9 protein-coding genes and 1 pseudogene are annotated in these 21795 nt (G+C 71.9%); 7 read left to right on the top strand and 3 right to left on the bottom strand.

Going from position 1 to position 21795, the window contains the following annotated elements; translation table 11 throughout:
* Window positions 1-151: 151 nt before the first annotated feature.
* Complete coding sequence (locus QTI51_RS20515) at window positions 152-1048, bottom strand: tyrosine-type recombinase/integrase (protein ID WP_286515416.1); 897 nt, start codon at window positions 1046-1048, stop codon at window positions 152-154.
* A 303-nt stretch (window positions 1049-1351) separates the two neighbouring features.
* Window positions 1352-3418, bottom strand: coding sequence for a sensor histidine kinase (locus QTI51_RS20520; RefSeq protein WP_286515417.1), 2067 nt, complete (start codon window positions 3416-3418; stop codon window positions 1352-1354).
* 88 nt (window positions 3419-3506) lie between these two features.
* On the opposite strand from QTI51_RS20520, the gene QTI51_RS20525 reads away from it, so the two are divergent.
* Together QTI51_RS20525 and QTI51_RS20530 are read left to right on the top strand one after the other, a co-directional pair.
* Entirely contained in the window at window positions 3507-4217 is a 711-nt protein-coding gene (locus QTI51_RS20525; protein WP_286515419.1) for a response regulator transcription factor, read from the top strand.
* A gap of 117 nt (window positions 4218-4334) precedes the next feature.
* Window positions 4335-4712 (top strand): hypothetical protein, encoded by a 378-nt coding sequence (locus QTI51_RS20530; RefSeq protein WP_132749050.1) that lies wholly within the window; start codon window positions 4335-4337, stop codon window positions 4710-4712.
* A gap of 24 nt (window positions 4713-4736) precedes the next feature.
* Here QTI51_RS20530 and QTI51_RS20535 read toward each other — a convergent pair whose 3' ends face one another.
* Complete coding sequence (locus tag QTI51_RS20535; RefSeq protein ID WP_286515420.1) at window positions 4737-5165, bottom strand: hypothetical protein; 429 nt, start codon at window positions 5163-5165, stop codon at window positions 4737-4739.
* Window positions 5166-5430: 265 nt separating this feature from the next.
* Between QTI51_RS20535 and QTI51_RS20540 the strand changes: the two genes are divergently transcribed.
* The 5 genes and pseudogenes from QTI51_RS20540 (at window position 5431) to QTI51_RS20555 (ending at window position 21794) form a co-directional block, all read left to right on the top strand.
* Window positions 5431-6195, top strand: a complete 765-nt coding sequence (locus QTI51_RS20540) for a secretin and TonB N-terminal domain-containing protein (protein WP_286515422.1) — start codon at window positions 5431-5433, stop codon at window positions 6193-6195.
* Window positions 6196-6206: 11 nt separating this feature from the next.
* Window positions 6207-6767 (top strand): RNA polymerase sigma factor, encoded by a 561-nt coding sequence (locus QTI51_RS20545; protein WP_286515423.1) that lies wholly within the window; start codon window positions 6207-6209, stop codon window positions 6765-6767.
* 73 nt (window positions 6768-6840) lie between these two features.
* Window positions 6841-6969 (top strand): annotated as a pseudogene (locus QTI51_RS39095) (FecR/PupR family sigma factor regulator); the annotation flags it as partial.
* A 24-nt stretch (window positions 6970-6993) separates the two neighbouring features.
* Window positions 6994-7848: a FecR family protein gene (locus QTI51_RS20550; RefSeq protein WP_503011533.1), complete on the top strand. Its 855-nt coding sequence runs from the start codon at window positions 6994-6996 to the stop codon at window positions 7846-7848.
* Window positions 7849-8018: 170 nt separating this feature from the next.
* Window positions 8019-21794: a filamentous hemagglutinin family protein gene (locus QTI51_RS20555; RefSeq protein WP_286515425.1), complete on the top strand. Its 13776-nt coding sequence runs from the start codon at window positions 8019-8021 to the stop codon at window positions 21792-21794.
* The last annotated feature ends 1 nt before the right edge of the window (window position 21795 follow it).

The raw sequence follows: 21795 nt of genomic DNA on the forward strand, positions 1-21795 counted from the left end.
GTTGGCAAGCTTGCGGTTTCGAAGCATTCAACCCTACCGGCGCCCGCGGCCGAAGCCGTAGGAGGAGCACTCAAAGGGCCGTCGCCCGCGCCGCTGAATGCACTGAGCCGCTTCGATTTTTCCTCCTTGCCCTTCCCACGCTTCCCGCGCTTCAGATCACATCGGCCGGCCCGACCACCACGCGGCTGTACTTGTTCATCGCCTCCGGGTCGATGCCCAACCAGCGCGCCACTTGCTCCGTCGGCGTGCCGCGGCGCAGCTGGCGCAGCGCGAAGGTGTGGCGCAGCCGGAACGAGCCGCCGTCGGCGGCTTCCACCCCGGCCTCCTCGAGCACCGCGCGCGCCGCCTTGTAGTGCGCCTCCTTGCTCCAGGGCTTGCCGCTGAGGGTCGAGGGCAGCAGGTGGTCGCCGGCGATGCGGGCCTCGGCGCGCACCTGCAGCCAGTGCTGCAGCAGCTCGCCGGCCCAGGGCGCAATGGGCGTTTCGCGCGGCGGCAGGTTGCCGTTGCCCGGCACCGAGAGCTTCCAGGGCCGGTCGCGCACCCGGCCGCCCGCCGACACCGGCGCGAACAGGGTCAGTGCGCGCACGTCGCCGGGTGCCAGCCCGCCGCCGAGTTGCAGCGCCACGGCCGTGCGGTTGCGCAGTTGTTGCCAGCTGAAGGCGCGGTGCGCGTCGCGCCGTGGGCCCGACAGGCCGGGCCGCGGCCGCGCTTCGGAAAGAAAACTGATGAGCCGACGCGCCTCGGTCACCGACAGAAAGTCGGGCAGCGGGTCGGACTGGGCCGATTCGGCGTAGCGGATGTCCGGGTGCGCCGCGATCCAGTCGGCCGCCGCGGTGTTCGGCGGCTCGCCGGTCTCCGCCGCGTGGTGGCGCAGCACCCGGTCGATGAGCCGCAGCAGCCGCAATGCATGGCGCGGCGACAGCGACTGGTCGGCGGCCTTCATGCCGTAGCGCGCGGCCTGGAAGGCCTCGAGGTCGCGCATGTCCAGCGTGTCGAGGTCGACGGCCGGCGACTGGCCCAGGCACCAGGCGACAAAGCTGCCCCACATGTCGCGGTATACCGCGATCGAGCCCGTTTGCCGTAGCGAACCGGCGGACCGCTGGTCCGCAAGCCAGCGATCGAACGCGAGTCGATGGGTTTCGTCGGTGTGCCGGGCGAAGAGGGGGAGGGTGTCCATATCGGAAAATACACTAACGGCCTGCGTTCTGGATTCTAGATGGCAGAAATCGGCCACGGGTTTGTCTTGCAATAGCGCCAGCGCCTCCCGTTAGTGTATTTACGAAGGTGGTCCAGCGCCAGCCATCGAAGGGCACGAATGTCGTGCCCCATCAAAGAAGCACGTCGCCCCGAATCAGTCCCGCCCCGCCGGCAATGCCACGCTGAAACGAACCCGTCCGTCTTCCCCCGCGCTGTCCAGCCGCACATCGCCGCCATGCAGTTGCGCGATCCGGTGCACCAGGTACAGCCCCAGTCCGGCACCGGGCGACTGCGCCGCCTTGCGGCCGCGAAAGTACTTTTCGAACACCCGCGTCACCTCGTCCGCGGGAATCGCGTCGCCCGGGTTGTGCACGCCGATGCGCAAGGTGCCGCCCACATCCTTCGACGCGTCCCCCGACACATGCCCTGCAAAATCCGCCACCACGTCCAGCCCGATCACGCCGCCCTCGGGCGTATGCCGGTCCGCATTCACCAGCAGGTTGCGCAATGCCACCCGCAGCAAGCCGGGGTCGCACATCAGCCGCGCCGGGAGCGCGTGCGTGCGCAGCGCGATGCGCCCGTCGGGCCAGTCGGCGGCGAGGTCTTCGAACAGCTCCATCAACTCGTCGCGCTCGCAGTGGCGCGGCTGAAAGTGCGCGTGCCCCGCGTCCATGCGGTCGGCCGTGAGGTATTCCTCCACCAGCGCCGACATGCGCTGCACCGCGCCGCGCAGGTTCATGCAGCGCGCCAGCGTCTTCTCGCGCGCGGCGTCGAGGTTGCGGGCAATCTGCTGCGCGGTGGTGCTGATGATGGCCAGCGGCGTGCGGAATTCGTGCGACACCATCGCCACGAAGTCGAGCTGCGACTGCTTGGCGCGACGCTCGGTTTCCAGCGCGGCGCGCAGGTCGACCTCGAGCCTTTCACGCCGCGCGATCTCCTCGCGCAGGTCGACCGTGCGCCGGCGCACTTCTTCCTCGAGCTGGTCGTTGTGCCTGCCGACCATCTGCATCACGCGCGCCTGCGCGGCCTCCTTGTCGCGGCGCAGCTGGTCGTAGCGCCGGCTCAGGCGCGTGCTCATCAGCAGCATGTGGAGCAGGGTGCCCAGGGCGGCGGCGCTGTTGGTCCACGCGTTGGCCGGCAGCCAGCCCATGTTGCGCAGGAAGCTCACCAGCACGCCCGCGTAGTAGATGCCGAAGATCAGCAGGAACGCGCGCGCCTGCCCTTGGTCGCGGCGCAGCAGCCACAGCGCCGCGGCCAGGAGGCACACGATGCTCAGCATGGCGGTCGACTGCACCGCGAACATGGCCGGGCCGTTGTGGCCGCTCAGCACCAGGGCTGCGGCCACCACGCACAGCATCGTCACCGCGTGCTGCACGCGGCGGGTGGCGACAGGCCAGCGCACGTCCGCGCCGAGCTGCATGGCGGAGAAGCGAATGCCGATCGCCACCGCGCAGCAGATGCACAGGCCCAGCGCCGTGTCCGACAGCCACACCGGCATCGCGAGCATCTGCTGCGCGATGCCGGCGGTGAGCAGCTCGACCATCAGCGCGATGCTCACGTACAGCAGGTACCAGCCGCTGAGCCGGTCGCGCGTCATCTGCCAGAACAGCGAGTGGAACGCGATCAGCAGAAAGCCGAAGCCGAACCCCAGCCCGTACCAGAAGTACTCGTGCCGCGCCGCGCGCCCATAGACCTCGGGCGTCGCGAAGCCGATGGTGGTCGACATGGCGTTCTTGGTCTGCAGGCGCACCAGCAACGCCGTCGGCTCCGCGTTCTCCAGCAGCAAGGGCAGCTGCACGTTGCGCGCGTCCACGGGCCAGCTGGCGCGGCCGGCGTCTTCGCCCGCGCGCTGCATCAACTGCCAATGTCCGGGTGCGCCAGCGGGCTCCCGGCGGTACAGCCGCACGTCGTCGAGCAGCGCGTTGTTGAACTGCAGCAGCCACCGGTCCGGCGCGTCGGCGGGGCGCTGCACCTCCAGCCGGACCCACAGCGTGTCGGTGGTGAAGCCCGCGTTCACCGCGCCGGACATCGCCTGCCAGCCTGTGGCGGCGGCGGCCTCGTCGGCATCGAGGCGGCCCTCGGGATCGCGCAGCACACGCAGGTGGCCGCGGCTGTCGACACTGGCGCGCGGGTCCAGTTGCAGGGGCGCGGCGTGCGCCGCATGGAGAGCCACCGCGGCCATCAAGCCGCACACGCGAAGACACCAGGCGAGCCATTTCATCGGCGCGGATTATCGGTGTGGCCCGCCTAGAATCCGCGCGCTCAGAAATTCTCAGATTCACATTGCCACCTGTCCCTACCCTGCACCCATGCGTGATGTGATCCTGCTGGAGGACGAAGCCGTGCTTCGCGAAGAGTTGAGCGAGTTCCTCGCGGGCAACGGCTACCGTGTGGACGCCGAGGGCTCGCTCGAGGGCTTCAGGCGCCGCTACGACCCGCGCCGCCACGGCATCGCGCTGGTCGACCTGGGCCTGCCCGACGGCGACGGGCTGGTGCTGATCCGCGAGCTGCGCGAACGCGGCGAGCGCCTGGGCATCGTGGTGCTCACCGCGCGCGGCGGCGCGCGCGACCGCGTCGCGGGGCTGGACATCGGCGCCGACTACTACCTGCCCAAGACCGCCGACCTCGACGAGCTCGCGGCCACGCTGGCCGCGCTGTCGCGCCGGCTCGGCGAGCCCGGGGAGTTCGGCGACACGGCCGCCGCAGTGCCGGCCGGCACCTGGGTGCTGGAGCTGGGCGCGCGCCGGCTGTCGGCGCCGGGCTTCTCGCCCATCGCGCTGTCGCAGCAAGACCTCACGGTGCTGCACGAGCTGATGCGCGATGCTGGCGACATCGCCAGCCGCCAGCAGATCGTGACGGCGCTGGGCGAGCACTTTCTCAGCTACGACCAGCGCCGCCTCGACACGCAGATACGCCGGCTGCGGCGCAAGGTCAGCGAGGCCACCGGGCTCACGCTGCCGCTGAACACCGCGCGCAATGCCGGCTACTGCTTTCACGCCAGGGCGCTGATCCGTCCCTGAGAGCGCGCCCCGCAGGCCCGCACGCGACAGGGCGCTCAGAAACGCTCAGTTTCGACGTTGTCTTTCGGCTTAACCTGCCCGGCGGTGAAACGGATGGGGTCAGGAGCCAGCGCCTTGATGTTCAAAGAAAAAATGCCGCCCGCAGCAGGCACGCGCGTTGCAGCCAAGAACAACCACAACAGCAAGCACAAGCCGGGCCTCGTCGAGCAGGCGATGCTGCAGCGGGACATCGACCTGGAGCTGGCCCTTGCCGCGGTGCGCGACGCCACCGACGACGCCTTCGTGGCCGTGCAGTCGCTGATGCACCTGGTGCGCCGCAAGCCGTCGCTCAGGCCGCGCAGGCGCAAGGAGGGCGAGCTGCACGCGGCGCGCACCAGCGCCATGCACTACACCGGCCCCGCCAACGCCACGCTCACCGTGGCCCAGCAGCTCCATCAGATTGCCTACCAGCTGCGCGTGCTCGAGTCGTCCGTTCTGCGTTCGCCGGGGCGCTGAAACCCGAAATCACGCGCCAGCAGGTCAGCGCGGTCCGACGGGCAACGAAGGCTGCACCTGCGGCGGCCGCTGCGGGTACACCGACGTGCCGAAGGTGTTGCCCATGCGCGTGCTGGTCGCCGCGCGGTTGAACAGCCCGAGCTGGTTCGACGGGCGCAGCACGATGGCTTCGGAAGCCAGCCCGGGCTGGGCCGGCTGCGCGCCGTCCGGCCCTTGCGGCGGCGCCTTGGGCTGCAGCTTCTGCGTCAGGCATTCGTAGGAGGGCGTGCGCACGCCGTTGACGGTGACCTCCGCGCAAACGGGTTGCGTGTCGGCTGCTGCGCTGGCCACCTTGTCCGTCGCGTCGTCCGTCACCTGTTGCGCAACGTCTCCGGCAAAGGCCCCCGAGATGGCACCCAGGCCAATGCCCAGCCCGCAAGCCCACGCCGCCCACCGCCCACAACCGTTCTTCATATGCACCGTCCTCCGTGGGGTCGCATGCTAGCCACGTTGCAAGTCACGGTGAAGACCTGGAAACGACAGTGCGGCACTGCATGCCCTGGCGCGGCCTCAGTGCGACACCGGTGCGGCCCCGGCGTCACATGTCGGTCACGCGCCGCCGTTAGCCTTCGGCGCAAACACCACAGGAGCGGAGACAGGCCGAGTGCGGGCGACCGCAGGCGCTGCGTTGCTTCCGCCCTCCTGGCCCTTCTGGCCCTCCCGCCACCAGCTCCGCCACATGACACGCCATTCCGCACCCGGCGGCGCCCCGACCTTGCCCTGGTGTCTTTTCGTTCTCGCACTGATGATGAGCGCCCGCCTGGCCGCCGCGCAGGGCGTGGCCGCCTCCGGCGAGCTGAGCGCCGGCACGCTGTACTTCGACCTGCAGGCCCAGCCGCTGGAAAGCGCGCTGGCCCGCTTCGGTCGCATCACCGGCCATTCGGTGCTGGTGGCCAGCAGCCTCACGGCGGGCAAGCAGGCCGCCGCCGTCAACGGCGAGCTCGCGCCGCGCGAGGCCCTGCGCCGCATGCTCGACGGCACCGGCCTGGTCGCGCGCTACAGCGCCGCCGACGCCTTCACGCTCATGCCCGAGACGCCGACCGCCCCCGCCGAGGTGGAAGCTCGCGCGCGCGCTGAAGAGGCCCGCGCGGCGCGCGCCGCCGAGGTGACGCAAGCGGCCGCACAGACAGCCTATGCGCAGGTGCTGCAACGCTCCATCACCCGCGTGCTGTGCATCGCCCAGCCCGACGCCTTCGGCCGCTTCCGGCTCGGCCTGCAGTTGTGGATCGACGCGCAGGGCCTTGTCGAGGACACGCGCCTGCTCGAAGGCAGCGGCATTCCCGAGCGCGACAGCGCCGTGCTGGCCAGCCTGCGCGCGCTGGCGCTCGACGCGCCGCCGCCGCCCACGCTGGCGCAGCCCCTGACCATCCTGCTGACACCGCGCCCCGACCCGGGCCGCGACTGCCGGCCCTACGTGTCGCGCGCGCCGCTGCGCGCACGCTGAGGGCCGCGCGCATGCCGGATTCGATCAGGGCTTCGCTGCGCGCGTTGTTTCTCGCGCGCTACGCCCAGTTCAGGAAGCACCTGCAGATTCGCCTGGGGTCCGAAGACCTGGCCAACGACGCATTGCAGGAGGCCTACCTGCGCGTGGAGAACACCACCGTGCGCCACGCGGTGCGCTACCCCTCGGCCTACCTGTTCCGCATTGCGCTCAACGTGGCCGAAGACCAGCGCAAGAGCAACGCGCGCCTGCTGAGCGTGGGCGAGGTCGAGGAGCTCTACGACATGGCCGACGACATGGCCGACCCCGCCCGCGGCGCCGAGGCCCGCAACGAACTCGAGGCGCTGGAGCGCGCGCTGGCCGAGTTGCCGCGCCGCCGCCGGGCCATCGTCTACGCGGCGCGCGTGGACGAGATGCCGCACAAGGACATCGCCACCCGCTATGGCGTGTCGGTGCGCACGGTGGAGAAGGAATTGCGCGCCGGCCTGGAGCATTGCTGCGAGCGGCTGGGCCGGGATTTTGTGCAGCGCTTCGGTCCCGGGGCGGGAAAACAGTCTAAGCGTGATGGCAGTTGAAGAACCCCGATCCAAAGGCTCCGATGGCCCGGCTGGCCCCGCGAGCCCTGCCGACCCCGCACGAGGTGGACCGATGACGACCCTGCAACGCGAAGCGCAGGCCTGGGTGGTGCGGCTCGGCTCGCACCAGGCCACCGAGGACGACGCGCGCGCCTTCAAGCGCTGGTGCGCGCAAAGCCGCCTGCACGCCCAGGCCTTCACGCGGGCGCGCGAGGTGTGGCAGGCCATGGCGCCGGCCGCGCTGCGCGTGCAGCAGCAAGAGGAGCGCGTCGCGCGCCAGCGCCTGCCTGTGCCTGCGCGTGTGCCTTCGCGTGTAGCAGGGCGTCGCGCGCTGCTCGGCGGCGCCGCGGCGGCCGCCGTGGCCTACTTGGCGGTGTCGCCGCCGCTGGGTTTGTGGACCTCCGTGGCCGAGTGGGGCGCCGACTACCACACCGCCACCGGCGAGCAGCGCGAGGTGGCGCTGGGCGACGGCGCCGTGCTGCAGATGAACACGCAGACGCGCATCAACATGCAGCGCACCGGCAACGCGGCCCGTGCCGGCAGTGGTGGTGCCGGAAAAGGCGACGCCTTCGAACTGCTGGCCGGCGAGGCCGAGGTGCTCGCCGACGCGGCCGGCGCCGCGCAGGTGCAGGTCAGCGCCGCGGGCGGCACGGTGTCGGCGCTGCGCGCGCGCTTCAACATTCGCAACCTCGACGGCGAGGTCTGCGTCACCTGCCTCGCGGGCCGCGTCGAAGTGGCCCGTGGCGCGCAGCGCACGCAGCTCGACGCGGGCAGCCAGCTGCGCTACGGCGCCGCCGGGCTGGGCCCCGTCGCCGCGGTGGACACCGGCATCGTCAGCGCCTGGCGGCGGCGCCAGCTGGTGTTCAACCAGGTGCCGCTGGCCGAGGTGGTGGCCGAGGTCAACCGCTATCGCCACGGCCGGCTCGTCATCACCAGCGAGGCGCTGGGCCGCAGCAAGGTGCAGGCGAGCTTCTCGATCGACCGGCTCGACGACGTGGCCTTCCTGGTGCGCGACGTGTACGGCGCGGAGCTTACCGAGCTGCCCGGCGGCATCGTGTTGCTGGGGCTGGGCCGCGCGTGAACCTGCATGCCCTTGGACGGTCGCGGCCGCTTCATGAAGATTTCGTGACATGGTGCAGTCCCGCCGCCGCTTCGCTGTCATAGCTCGGTAGACCACGGGTCGCTCGCCTTCCGGGCGCGTGCTTCGTGGCATCGATTCGAGCAATGAAACACGAACCCATGGAAGTCCGCATGCAACGCAGCAGCACGGTGTCCCGGCGCAATCCGAACCCTTCTTTCTTCTTTCCGCAGGCGCGCCTCACGCCGCTGGTACACGCCATCGCGCTGATGCTCGCCGCCGGCGCCACGGCCGAGGGCGCGCACGCGCAGCAGGCCTTCAGCGGCGCCTGGATGGCGCAGAAGAACATGGCGCAGAACACGGCCGTGGCCACCGGGCGCCTGCCCAACGGCATGGCCGCGTCCACGCTCACGAGCCCTCAGGCGCAGCAGCAGCGCGCGGCCGAGCAGTTGCAGCGCTCCATCGGCAACCTGAACATCGCGGCGCGCGGTATCGCGGCGCAACAGGCGGCGCAAGAGGCAGCGCGGCGCGCGGCGCTGGAGAGCGGACAGGGCGGCGTGCCCGACGGGCTCGCCGACGGTGGCCTGAAGGTCGACACCCAAAGCCTCACCGCCGGCTGGGCCAACGCCAACACGCCGGTGCCTTCGCAGGAAGGCGGCCGCGCGGTGGTCACCGTCACGCAGACGGCGGACAAGGCCATCCTGAACTGGGAGACCTTCAACGTCGGCAAGAACACCACGCTGAAGTTCGAGCAACAGCCCAGCTGGGCCGTGCTCAACCGCGTGAACGACCCCAAGGCCCGGCCCTCGCAGATCCAGGGGCAGGTGCAGGCCGAGGGCACCGTCATGGTGGTCAACCGCAACGGCATCGTCTTCAGCGGCAGCAGCCAGGTCGACACGCGCAACCTGCTGGCGTCGGCCGTGGGCATGACCGACGCGCAGTTCAAGCGCGGCCTCTACAGCCAGGCATTGGGCACAGGCTTCGTGCCCACGCTGGCCAACGACCTGAACGTGACGTCCACCGCGTCGTCGAACGGCAACGCCACCGCCGATGTGGTGGTGGAAGCCGGCGCGCGCATTTCCACGCGCAAGCCGCAGACCGTGACCGAGGGCGGCGGCTATGTGCTGCTGGCCGGGCGCGAGGCGCACAACCACGGCACCATCGCCACGCCCGGCGGCCAGACACTGCTCGCGGCGGGCGACAGCTTCGTCATCAAGAAGGGCATGGGCACCGACAGCAACCAGCAGTCGAGCACGCGCGGCAACGAGGTCACGCCGCTGCGCCTGAAGGACAGCAGCGCGGGCCGCGTCTCCAACTCGGGGCTGATCCAGGCGCTCACCGGCGACATCACGCTGACCGGCCACACGGTGGAGCAGGCCGGCGTGCTGGTGTCGAGCACCAGCGTGACCACGCGCGGCACGCTGCACCTGAATGCCGCCGGCGATGCCGACGCGCGCGTCACGCTGGCACCCGGCAGCGTGAGCGCCGTGCTGCTCGACAGCAGCAGCGCCAGCGCGCTCGACGTGCAGCGCGACGCGCTGCTGAAAGAGTCCGCGAACCTGTCCGACGGCGTGTACAACCGCCGCGACCAGTCGTTGGTGCAGATCGCATCGAGCGGCGACGTGGCCTTCGAGCCCGACTCGATGACGCTGGCCACCGGCGGCCAGGTGAACGTGAACGCCGCGCGCCGCATCCAGCTGGCCGAGCGCGCGGCCATCGACGTGGCGGGCGCGGTGGGCGTGAGCGTGGCCATGGCGTCGAACAACGTCGAGGTCAATGTCCAGGGCAACGAGCAGCGCGATGCGCCGGGCAACCGCGACAGCAAGAACCTTAACAACGCCACCCTGTGGGTCGACCGCCGCTACCTGGTGCGCGTGCCGGCCGGCACCAACGGCTACACCACCGAGCGCTGGTACACCGGCGGCGGGCTGCTGGAAGTTGGCGGCTACCTCAACACCGACGGCCACGGCATCGGCGAATGGGCCGCCTCGGGCGGCACCGTGGCCTTCGGCGGCGGCGAGCTGGTCACGCGCGCGGGCTCGGCCATCAACGTGTCGGGCGGCTCGGTGGACGTGCAGACCGGCGTCATCAAGCAGAGCTGGCTCATGGGCAAGGACGGGCGGCTCTACAACCTGGCGAGCGCGCCGGGCGACCTGCTGTACAGCGGCGTGTACCGCGGCTTCGAGAACCCGCACGAGCGCTGGGGCAAGAACACCACCGAGTACTTCTACAACCCGCTGATCGGCGCGCGCGAGCGGCTGGAAAACGGCTACACCTTCGGGCGCGACGCGGGCCGCGTCATCGTCGGCACCGCCTCGGCGGTGCTCGAGGGCGACGTCGCGGCCACCGTGTTCCAGGGCGACCGCCAGCGCAACGCGCCCGACGCGGCGCTCGACGGCTACCGCCAGTCGCAGGCCGCGGCGCCGCGCGCGGGCCAGCTCGTCATCGGCCAGCTGCGCCCGTCGTTCAACACCGACACCGGCATGCTGCGCGACACCCCCAGCGCGCTGGCCGAGCGCATCGACATAGGCGGGGCACCTTCCGCGGCATCGTCCGTTGCCCAGGACCTGAAGCTCGAAGACGCGCTGCCCGAGGCGCTGAACGGCAAGATCAGGCTCGACGCCGGCTGGCTCAACGGCTTGCACCTGGGCGGCTTCGAGGCCTATGCCACGGGCGGCATCGCGGTCGATGCCGACGTGGCGGTGAGCAACGGCGGTGCCATCGCGCTGCATGCGACGCAGGTCGACATCAACGCCAACCTTTCGGCGCGCGGCGGCAGCATCGCGCTGGGGAACATGGTGAGCGGGCTGCAGGCCGGCAGCACCACGAACTGGCTCGACCAGCCGATTGCCACGGCGAAGCGCGAAGGCTACACGCCGGGCGTGAGCGTGCAAAGCGGCGTCATGCTCGACACGCGCGGCCTGTGGAGCAACCTGCGCGGCAACCCCGCGGACATCGCCGGCCTGCCGTACGTGAACGGCGGCAGCGTGGCCATCAGCAGCACCGGCGACGTGCGGCTGCATGCGGGCTCGGTGATCGACACCTCGTCGGGCGCGGCGCTGATGGCCGACGCCTCTGTGCTGGGCGGGCGCGGCGGCGACATCGCGCTGCGCTCGAACCAGTACGACAGCGACGGCCGCGGCACCGGCGGGCTGCTGCTCGACGGCGAGCTGCGCGGCCACGGCGTGAAGGGCGGCGGCACGCTGACGGTGGACACCGGCATCGGCGTCGCCATCGGCGGCGGCGTGCTCGCCAACGCGGGCCGGCTGACGGCGGGCGAAGCCGTGCCGGTGCACCTCACCTTGGCCGAGGCCTTCCGCATTCCGGCGGGCACCGTGCTGCCTGACGACTTCAGCTACGTCGCCAACACCGTGGCGCCGGGCGAGGCGCTGAAGTCGATGCCGGTGTTCTCCGACGCGCGCCCCTACACGCTGCCCGCCGCCTGGGTGGTGCCGCAGGCGACCGTGGCCTGGGAGTACGTGGTCGTCTACAGCAAGAGCGGCAGCATCTACCTGAGCGGCTTCACCGTGCCGGCCGGCACCGAGCTCGTCAACATCAGCGGCAAGATGGCGCCGGGCTATGTGGTGCCCGCGGCCGCGTTCCCCAACGGCATGCCGGTGGCCGACTACAACGCCACGGTGGCCGCGGGCACGGCTTTCGGGCGCGACGTGGTGCTGGCCGAGGGCGCGCTGATGATGGCGGGCAACCGGCTGCCGGTCGACGTGGCGGTCAAGCCGCTGCTGGTGCTGGACGACCGCCTGTTCCAGAGCGGTTTTTCGCGCTACAGCGTGAGCGCCCAGCAGGGCGTGCAGGTGGCCGGCGGCGCGCGCATCGACGTGGCCATGCCCGTGCTGCGCGCCGACCCGGCCGCGGCGCGCGCCACGCCCACGGGTGCCGACCCGTCGGCGGTGCTGCAGCGCTGGCTGCCGCCGCTGTGGCAGGAAGACCCGCTGAAGGGCGTGCTCACGCAGCGCGCCGGCGCCGACCTGGCGCTCAACGCGGGCTCGGTCTACAGCCAGGCGCCGCTGGTGGTGGGCGAGGGCGCCACGGTCTCGGTCGATCCGGGCCGCGCGCTCACGCTCACCGGCAACGCGCAGATCACCATCGACGGCACGCTCAACGCGTGGGGCGGGCGCATCGGCGTGCTGCCGGGCGGCTTCGGCACCGGCAACGACGTGAACCGGCCCTCGGGCGCGGCCAATGCCACGTCGATCTGGATCGGCGAGCACGCGGTGCTCGACGCCGCCGGCCGCGCCGACACGGCGGTCGATTCGAAAGGCCACGTCTATGGCCGCGTGGGCAAGGGCGGGCGCATCGACATCGGCGCGGCCTACGTCGCCGACGCGCGCCAGGTCGATGCCGCTGACGCTTTCGTGGTGGTGCGCCCCGGCGCGCGGCTCGATGCCTCGGGCGCCTCGGCGAACCTGGACCTGCCCGGGCGCGGCAGCGTGGAGGTGGCGAGCGACGGCGGCGTGATCTCGCTGGCCTCGTACCGCGGCCTGTTCTTGGACGGCAGCCTGCGCGCGGCGGCAGGCGGCTCCGCGGGCAGTGGCGCCGCGGGCGGCACGCTGGCGCTGAGCCTGGAAACACCCAACTACGGCGTGGTGGGCAGCCAGGACCTGAAGGGCATCAACGTGGACGACGCGGTGCGCGTGCCGCGCGAGCTGGTGCTGGCGCAGTCGCAAGGCGACAGCGGCCTCTCGGGCAACCTGAAGGCCGGCGAGCGCGAAACGGCCCTGGCCTACGGCCGCGCCCGCATCGGCGTGGACCGCATTGCCGCCGGCGGCTTCGGCAACCTGTCGCTGATGGCCAACGGCCTGGTGAGCTTCGACGGCGACATCGACCTGCGCATGGGCCAGAGCCTGCGCGTGACGGCCAGCGCCATCGACCTGGCCGAAGGTGCCAAGGCGGGTGCGCAGGTAAGGCTTGCCGCGCCATACATCCGCCTGGCCGGCAGCACACGCACGCAGGCCGACAACTACATCATGCCCAACCCCGTGCGCGGCTCGAAGAACGGCGGCGCGGGTGGCGGCGCGCTCGGCCTGCCGCTGGTGGACGAAGGCTCCAGCCTGTTGCTCGACGCGCAGCTGATCGACATCGTCGGCGTGGTCAACACCGGCGCGCGCGGCACCATCATCCAGAACGTAAGCACGCCGCTGGCGGTCGAGCGCCTGGCTTTCGACCAGATCGCGATGCGCTCCGGCGGCGACCTTCGCCTGTCGCAGGCGGCCACTTTCTACACGCCGGGCAACCTCATGCTGGCGGCGTCGCAGATCTACCCCGCGATGAACGACAGCGGCAGCTTCATGGTGGGCGAGCGCGGTGGCGTCGACTCCTACGGCACGCTGGTGCGCGAGTTCGACCCTGCGCGCAGCCTGACCATCGAGCGCAGCGACCCCTCGGCACCGTTGCCCGCGCAGCCTTACTCGGTGTTCGGCCGGCTGAGCTTCGCCGCGGCCGTGGTCAACCAGGGCGGCGTGCTGCGCGCGCCGCTGGGCGACATCACGCTGGGCTCCGTCGGGGGCGACTCGCGCACCGGCGAGGTCAACCTGCTGCCCGGCGGCGTCACCTCGGTCAGCGCCAACGGCCTCACGATGCCGTATGGCGGCACGCTCGACGGCCTGAGCTACATGCACGACGGCAAGGACGTGGCGTGGAAGGGCGTCGGCAACGACCCCTCGGTCACGCTGTCCGCCCATGCGGTGAACGTGCGCGAAGGCGCCGTGCTCGACCTGAGCGGCGGCGGCGAACTCACCGGCGCCGCGTTCCTCGCGGGTCGCGGCGGCTCGACCGATGCGCGCATGAACCCGCTGGTGCAGACCACCGCGCGCGGCACCTTCACGCTGCCGGGGCTGGCCACCAACCCGGTGTACGCCATCGTGCCCGGCGCGCAGCCGAGCTATGCGCCGCTGGTCAACGAGCACGGCGCGGGCGATCCGGCGCTGGGCCGGCAGATCACCATCGGCGCGGGCGTGCCCGGCCTGCCCGCGGGCACCTACACGCTGATGCCGTCCACCTTCGCGCTGCTGCCCGGCGCGTTCCGCGTGGAGCTCAACGGCCTGGCCGCCAGCCTGCCGCCTTCGGGCGTGACGGTGCCCATGCGCAACGGCTCCTATGCGGCCGCCGCGCAGCTGGGCACGGCCAACACCGCCGTGCACGACGCGCTGCCCACGCAGGTCTTCGTCACGCCGGCGGACACGCTGCGCAGCTACTCGCAGTACAACGAGACCTCCTACGCCGGCTTCGCCATCGCGCAGGCCCAGCGCCTCGGCGTGCCGCGCCCGATGCTGGAGCGCGACGCGAAGATGCTGCGCTTCGACTTCGCAACGCCCGAGAGGGGAGGCGCCCTGGGCGATGCGCCCGCGCTGCGCTTCGCCGGCCGGGTGGACTACACGCCGGGCGAGGGCGGCTTCGGCGGCAGCACGCTGCTGGTGGGCGGCGGCGTGCGCTACGAGGTGCTGCCCGACGGCGCCACGCGCACGCCGGGGTTCGACGGCATCTCGGTCAATGCCGATGCGCTCAACGCGATCGGCGCGCCGCGCCTGGGCATCGGCGGGCTGCCCAGCGTGGACTTCACCGACTACACGGGCACCTCGCAGCGCGCCAACGTCGCGGGCTTTGCCACCGCCGCCGCCGACATCGTGCTGCGCGCGGGCGCGGTGCTGCGCGCGGGCGAGGTCTTTCTGGTCACCAACGACAAGCAGGGCGCCATCGTCGTCGAGCAGGGCGCGGGCATCAACACGCTGGGCCGCGGGCGCGCGGCCTGGGACTCGAAGGACGGCTTCGTGTACGCGCCCGGCTTCAACGGCGTGCTGGCGGTGTCCAACGGCTGGCTCGACCTGCTGGCGCCCAGCTTCAGCGGCTCGCCCGACACGGGCGCGGGCCGCATCGACATCGGGGCCTGCGCCACCGGCTCGCTGTGCCATGGCATCACGCAGCTCTACTCCGAAGGCACCATCGCGGCCTCGACCGACCAGAGCTTCGAGCTGCGCGACGCCTCGCGCTACGGCACGCGCAACCTGGTGCTGTCGGTGGGCGGCATCAACGTCGGCAGCGAGGCCGCGCTGGCCGACGCCGCCGCGCGCAACGCCTTGCCCCCGGGCCTGAAGCTGAACCAGGGCATTCTCGACCGCCTGCTGCGCGGCGACACCTCCAGCGGCGCGCCCGCGCTCGAAAACCTGGTGCTGACCGCGCGCGACGCCGTCAACTTTCACGACTCGGTCGAGCTCTCGACCATCGACCCCGTCACCGGCCGCTCGTCGCTCGAGCGCCTGGTGCTCACCGCGCCAGCCCTCTACGGAGCGGGCGGCGCCGATGCGCTGGCACGCATCCGCACCGACATCCTGGTGTGGAACGGCTCGGCCACGTCGCCGGGCCTCGTGGCCGCAGGCGGCGCGGGCAGCGGCAGCGGGCGGTTGCAGATCGACGCCCGGCAGATCGAGTTCGGCTACGGCCCAAGCAGCCGGCCCGACACGGTTCACGGCGCGGACCGGCTGGTGCTCGGCTTCGGCGAGGTGGTGCTCAACGCCAGCGAGCGCATCACGGCCAACCACACCGGCTCGCTGTCGGTGTACCAGTCGCAGGGCGCATGGGACGAGGCGCTCAAGGGCTACGCCTTCAGCGGCGGCAACCTGCGCATTCAGGCGCCGCTGCTCACCGGGCAGGCCGGCTCGGTCAACAAGATCAAGGCGGGCGGCGACATCGTGCTGTCGGCCCCGGCCGGCGGCATCGCGCCCGCGCTGTCCGGCCAGGCGCTGGCCGACGCGCTCGGCGCGGAGATCGGCCTGGACGCCGGCGGCAACCTCTCGCTCGACAGCCGCATCGCGCTGCCCAGCGGCAAGCTCACGGCCTCGGCCGGTCGCGACCTGCGGCTGGGCGACGGCGCGCAAATCGACCTGTCGGGCCGGCGCATCGACTTCTTCGACGTGCCCAAGTACAGCTGGGGCGGCGACGTCATTCTTGAAAGCCGCGCCGGCGACGTGCGCCAGTCGGCCGGCTCGCGCATCGACATGTCCGCCGAGCAGAACCGCGCGGGCAAGCTCACGGTGCTGGCGCTGGCCGAGAACGTGAGTCAAAGCGCGGGCACCATCGAACTGCTCGGGTCCATCGCGGGCGCCAGCAGCGGCGGCTACGACGCAGGCGGCACGCGCGTGCCGTATGCGGCCGGCGGCGCGGACATTCGCGGCCAGCGCATCGACGACTTCACGGGCCTGAACCGCCGCCTGAACGAAGGCGGCGTGTTCGGCAGCCGCAGCTTCCAGCTCAAGCAGGGCGACCTGGTGCTGGGCGACGAACTCAAGGCGCGCGAGATCAGCGTGTCGGTCGACGGCGGCCGGCTGGCCGTCAACGGCACGGTGGACGCGAGCGGCGAGCAGGTCGGCAGCATCCGCCTGGCCGCGCGCGACGGCGTGCACATCGGCGGCGCGGCCTTGCTCGACGCGCACAGCCGCGTGCTGCGCGTGGACAGCTACGGCCAGGTGATAGAGGCGCCCAACCGCGCCGTCATCGAGATCGACGCGGGCAGCGGGCGCCTCGTGCTGGAAAGCGGCGCGCGCATGGACCTGCGCGCCGGCACCGACGGCATGAACGGCACGAACGCTACGAACGGCACACCGCAGTCCTTCGGCACCGTGGAGCTCAACGCGCAGCGCATCGGCGGCGCGCGCGGCAACGACATCGCCATCGACGCGACCGGGCAGTTGCGCATCGACGGCGCGCGCGCCGTCACCGTCAACGGTTCGTGGACCTACAGGGACGCCGCCTACGGCACCGACGCCACCGCCGACGGCCGTGCGTACCAGGTGGTGGACCAGGCCTACCTCGACGCCAAGCATGGCGACAGCACCGCCTTCATGGCCAACGTGCTGGCCAACGGCAACCTCATGAACACCCGGCTCGCCGGTCTGCGCGCCTACGGCGATGCCTTCCACCTGCGCCCCGGCGTGGTCATCGCGAGCGCCACGCCCGACGGCGACCTGCACATCGACGGCGACATCGACCTGTCGGGCCACCGCTATGCGAGCGTCAATCCGCGCACGCCGCTCACCGCCACCTACGGGTCGGGCGAGGCCGGTGCGCTGGTGCTGCGCGCGGGCGGCAACCTGAACGTGTACGGCAGCATCACCGACGGCTTCGACACCTCGGTGCTGCAGCCCACGCCGAGCGACAGCGGCTGGGTGCTGGTGAAGGGCCGCGTGCCCTGGGGCGGCGACGTGGTCGTGCCGCGCGGCGGCATGGCCGAGCTGGCCGAAGGCACCTTCTTTCAGCCGGGCCGCACGCTGAACTACGCGCTGCCCATGCAGGCCATGAGCCTGCGCGCGGGCACCGTGCTGGCAACGACCGCCACGCTTTCGCAGGACTTCGTGCTGCCCGCGGGCACGGTGCTCGGCGGCGCGGTGCGCGACGCGGCCGGCAACGTGCTGCATGCGGCGGGCAGCGTGCTGGCGCAGGCCGTCACGCTGCGCCCCGGCATGAAGCTCGACGCCGGCAACCGCCTGCCGGGCGACGCCCGCGTCGCGGCCATGACCTGGCCGGCCGGCGTGCCGCTGCCGTTCCCTCCGGGCGCCATCAACGACACCCCGAGCCCCGACTACAACGGCGACGGCCTGCCCGACGTGCCCGTCAACGGCGTGGTGCTGGCCGGCTCGCTCAAGCTGGCCAGGGGCGCGATAGTGCCCGCCGAGACCCTGGTGAAGCTGCCCGGCGACGTCGACTTCGTCAACCTGCGCCCGGCCGACGCCAACGGCAACCAGGGACGCAACCTGGCGCTGGCGCCGATGCTGGCCGAGGGCTCGCAGTCGTGGTCGATGCGCCTGGTGGCCGGCGCCGACACGCAGGCCGCCGACACCCGCGCGCTGCGCCCGCGCGGCGCCAACGGCCGGCTGATGATGGCCGACACGCACTACGGCATGGGCAACGGCCTGGTGCTGCAGGCGCCGATACCGGGCGTGGCGGGCAACTACTACTGGATGGGCGACTCGCAGAACCAGATCGGCGCCGCGCCGGGCACGCTCATCGATGTCGACGAGTGGGGCGGCGAAGAGGCGCTTTTGAGCCTGAACGATATGGGCCTGGGCAACCTCGTGACCTGGGCGCCGCTCGGCTCCCTGCCCAAGACCGTGCCGGTGCCGGCCACGCAGCAGCTGTTCAGCGTGCTGCGCACGGGCACCGGCGACCTCGACCTGCTCTCGGGCGGCGACTTCACCATGAGCTCGCCCTACGGCGTGTACACCGCCGGCACGCAGGCCAAGGGTGTCGCCGCGGCGTACAACCTGCCGCGCGCCCAGGTCGACGGCAGCGTGCTCGGCCCCGACGGCACGGCCTTCGAAACCTTCGTGGACGGCGGTGCGCAAAGCCTGTACCGCGCGTGGTATCCGGAGCACGGCGGCAACGTGCTGGTGCGCGCGCAGGGCGACGTGCGCGGCGACCTCGTCGGCAAGCCGACCCAGGCGCGCACCGAAGCCATCGGCCCGGTGCGCCCGATGCCCGCGAGCACCGACGTGGGCAACTGGCTGTGGCGCCAGGGCACCGGCAGCGCCGTGGCCGGCAGCGAGGGCGTGCCCACCGCATGGTGGATCAACTTCGGCAGCTACGTGCCCGGCGCGAGCACGGCATACAACCTGTTCGGCACGCTGCCGTACATGACCGGCTTCACCGGCATCGGCACGCTCGGCGGCGGCAACCTCGTGCTGGAGGCCGGCGGCGACGCCGGCATGCTGACCCGGCGCATGGACCTGGCCGGCAGCTTCGTGTCGCGCAGCACCGGCCTGAACCTGGTGGTGGCCGGCACGGGCCGCGTGTCGGCCGACCGGCAGCAGCTCAGCCTCACCGGCGGCGGCGACCTCGACGTGCGCATCGGCGGCGGGCTCAATCCGGTGGTCGAGCTGCGTGCCTTCCCCATCGGCGACAACCCCACGCCGCAGTCGCTGTACCAAGGCAGCCGGCAGGACCTCAACAGCACCTTCGTCAACCTGCGCGGCGCATTGCGCGTGCAGGCCGGCTCCGTCGGCGGCATCGAGCTGCGCTTCGACCGCGCCGACCCCGAGGAGTCGCGCGCCTACCAGGTCTACACCGCCACCTCGTCCATCGCCGGCGGCGGGCCGCTGCTGGTGACGGGCGACGCGGCGGTGCGCATCGACACGCGCGGCGACCTCGTGCTGGGCAGCGTGGGCGACGCGGGCCGCGTCGCGCAGTTCAACAACGGCACGCCGTTCGTCGGCGAAGGCGTGCGGCGCGAGGGCGACGGCTACAGCTGGTTCTCGCTGTGGACCCCGGCCAGCGCCATCGACCTGTTCGCCGCGGGCGGCAACCTCGCGCCGTCGAGCGCCATCGTCGGCGAGCGCTTTCGCGGCGACGGCCAGGCCACCGACGGGCGCTATGTGGTGCCCTCGATGTTCCGCGCGGTCGCGGCCAGCGGCAGCCTGTTCTATGGCAACTCGATCACCGGCGCGGTCGACGGCAGCAACAAGGCCGTGCAATCGCCCGTGGGCGTCATGCTGGCGCCTTCGCCCGTGGGGCCCCAATTCACCCATGAGGGCGCGGGCCAGCTGGAGCTGATGGCGGGCGATTCGATCTATGCCGGTGGCTACGCCTTCACGCAGTCGGGCGCCGACCCGCGCGGCCTGCCGAGCCCGTTCAACCCGGGCTTCAGCGGCAGCCTGGAGCGCAGCTGGTTCGGCGTTCGCAAGCTCAGCAACGTGAGCCCCGACGGCCTGCCGGCCAGCGTCTTCGTCGACACCTTCAGGCCCGGCGAGGGCAACCAGCGGTATCCGCTGTTCAGCCTCGAGTCGCCGAGCGCTTCGGGCTACGGCGCGACAGGGCAGCAGCCGGCGCGTTTCTATGCGCTAGAAGGCGACGTGATCGGCGTGCGCACCGGCTCCATCGTCTACCGCGGATCAGGCAGCTCGGTCGGCATCCCCGGCCCCTTGCCGACCTGGTACGAAGGCGGCGGCCCGGTGGCGCTGCGCGCGGGGCGCGACATCGTCAACGCGGGCAGCGGCCTGGGCGAGTACGACACGGCGCCGGTCGAGGCCCTGGGCTGGACCACGCAAATCAACCGCGCCGACGCGAGCGCGCCGCTCAAGCCCATCACGGTGGACCAGGGCAGCTCGCGCGGCAACCTGATCGTGCACAACAACCCCGACGACGTGTCGGTGGTGCAGGCCGGGCGCGACGTGCGCTACAGCACCTTCTACGTGGCGGGCCCCGGCCTGCTCGAAGTGACGGCGGGGCGCGACGTGTACATGGCCGACAAGGCCGAGCTGAAGAGCATCGGCGCCGTCGCGAACATCACGCCGGGCGACCGCAGCAGCGGCGCGGGCATCGTGGTGGCCGCGGGCGTGGGGCGCAACGGGCCGGACTACGCGGCCTTTGCGGCGCGCTACCTCGACCCGGCCAACCAGGCCGCCGCCGGCCAGCCGCTGGCGGACCAGCCCGGCAAGGCCGTGGCGGTGTACAACGACCGCCTCACGCTGGCGGGTTGGCTGAAGGCGCAGTTCGGCTACGGCGGCGACGAGGCCGGCGCGCCGGCCTACCTGGCGGGCAAGCAGGCCGAGATCGAGCAGGCGCACGAGCAGTCCGCCGGCGGCGGTGGTGGTGGTGCAGGTAGTGGAGCCCCCAACCGCGACCTGCGCCGCGAATACGGCCTGGCCAGCCAGCTGCACCTGGTCAACTGGCTCGAGGGGCGCTTCGGCGAGGGCCAGCGCAACGGCCTGGGCCTGCGCTTCGACGCCGCGTCGATGGACGCGCGCGCCTTCTTCGCGGCGCTGCCAGCCGAGCAGCAGCGCGCGTTCCTGCGCCCGGTGTACTACGCCGAGTTGAAGGCCGCGGGCCGCGAGTACAACGCCGCGGGCGGCCCGCGCGAGGGCAGCTACCTGCGCGGTCGCGAAGCCATCGCCACGCTGTTTCCCACGCACGACGCGCAGGGGCGCGCCATCGACTACCAGGGCGACCTCACCATGTTCAGCAGCGCGCTGTACTACGAGAACTACGTCGACCGCACCTTCACGACGCGGCCCAAGGCCGGTGTGAAGTACATCTCGAAGGCGGAGTGGGTCGCCATCGGCAGCCCGGGCTACAACGTGCCGCACTACGAGGTGCAGGACGCGGGCGTCCACACCGACTTCGGCGGCGACATTCGCCTCATGGTGCCGGGCGGGCGCACGCTGGTGGGCGTGGACGGCGGCTTCGTGCCGGGCGAGGGCTCGGGCGTGCTCACGCAGGGCGCGGGCGAGATCGAGATCTTTTCCAACGGCAGCATCCTGCTGGGCCAGAGCCGCGTCTTCACCACCTTCGGCGGCAACATCTTCGCGTGGTCGGCGCAGGGCGACATCAACGCCGGGCGTGGCTCCAAGTCGACCGTGGTCTACACGCCGCAGCGGCGCGCCTACGACGACGTGGGCTTGGTGAGCCTGTCGCCCACCACGCCCAACACGGGCGCGGGCCTGGCCACGCTGAACCCGCTGCCCGAGGTGCCGCCGGGCGACATCGACCTGATCGCCCCGCTGGGCACCATCGACGCGGGCGAGGCCGGCATTCGCGTGTCGGGCAACGTGAACCTGGCGGCGCTGCGCGTGGTGAACGCGGAGAACATCCAGGTCAAGGGCCAGTCGGTGGGCATTCCGACGATCGCGGCGGTGAACGTGGGCGCGCTCACCAACGCCAGCGCCGCCGCATCGCAGGCGGCCTCCGCCGCGCAGGACGTGCTGCAGCGCGAACGCACGGCGCAACGCCAGGCGCTGCCTTCGGTGTTCACCGTGCGCGTGCTGGGCTTCGGCAACGAAGGCGAGGGCGGCGGCGCAGGCGCCGGCACCAACGGCGCGCCGAAGGACCGCGACGCGCGCGCGGCCTACGACCCGAACGGCGTGGTGCAGGTGCTGGGCGCGGGCACGCTCACGGCGGCGCAGCGGCAGTCGCTCACGCCGGGGGAGCAGCGTGCGCTGAAGCAGTAGC

This window comes from Variovorax sp. J22G73 (assembly GCF_030317035.1).
Classification (GTDB): domain Bacteria; phylum Pseudomonadota; class Gammaproteobacteria; order Burkholderiales; family Burkholderiaceae_C; genus Variovorax.

What these genes read in the sequence shown, in the direction of transcription:
- QTI51_RS20550 (WP_503011533.1), top strand. Translation starts at nt 6,994, where the DNA reads ATGGCGCCGGCCGCGCTGCGCGTGCAGCAGCAAGAGGAGCGCGTCGCG.
- QTI51_RS20555 (WP_286515425.1), top strand. Translation starts at nt 8,019, where the DNA reads ATGCAACGCAGCAGCACGGTGTCCCGGCGCAATCCGAACCCTTCTTTC.
- QTI51_RS20520 (WP_286515417.1), bottom strand. Translation starts at nt 3,418, where the DNA reads ATGAAATGGCTCGCCTGGTGTCTTCGCGTGTGCGGCTTGATGGCCGCG.
- QTI51_RS20545 (WP_286515423.1), top strand. Translation starts at nt 6,207, where the DNA reads ATGCCGGATTCGATCAGGGCTTCGCTGCGCGCGTTGTTTCTCGCGCGC.
- QTI51_RS20530 (WP_132749050.1), top strand. Translation starts at nt 4,335, where the DNA reads ATGTTCAAAGAAAAAATGCCGCCCGCAGCAGGCACGCGCGTTGCAGCC.
- QTI51_RS20540 (WP_286515422.1), top strand. Translation starts at nt 5,431, where the DNA reads ATGACACGCCATTCCGCACCCGGCGGCGCCCCGACCTTGCCCTGGTGT.
- QTI51_RS20535 (WP_286515420.1), bottom strand. Translation starts at nt 5,165, where the DNA reads ATGAAGAACGGTTGTGGGCGGTGGGCGGCGTGGGCTTGCGGGCTGGGC.
- QTI51_RS20515 (WP_286515416.1), bottom strand. Translation starts at nt 1,048, where the DNA reads ATGTGGGGCAGCTTTGTCGCCTGGTGCCTGGGCCAGTCGCCGGCCGTC.
- QTI51_RS20525 (WP_286515419.1), top strand. Translation starts at nt 3,507, where the DNA reads ATGCGTGATGTGATCCTGCTGGAGGACGAAGCCGTGCTTCGCGAAGAG.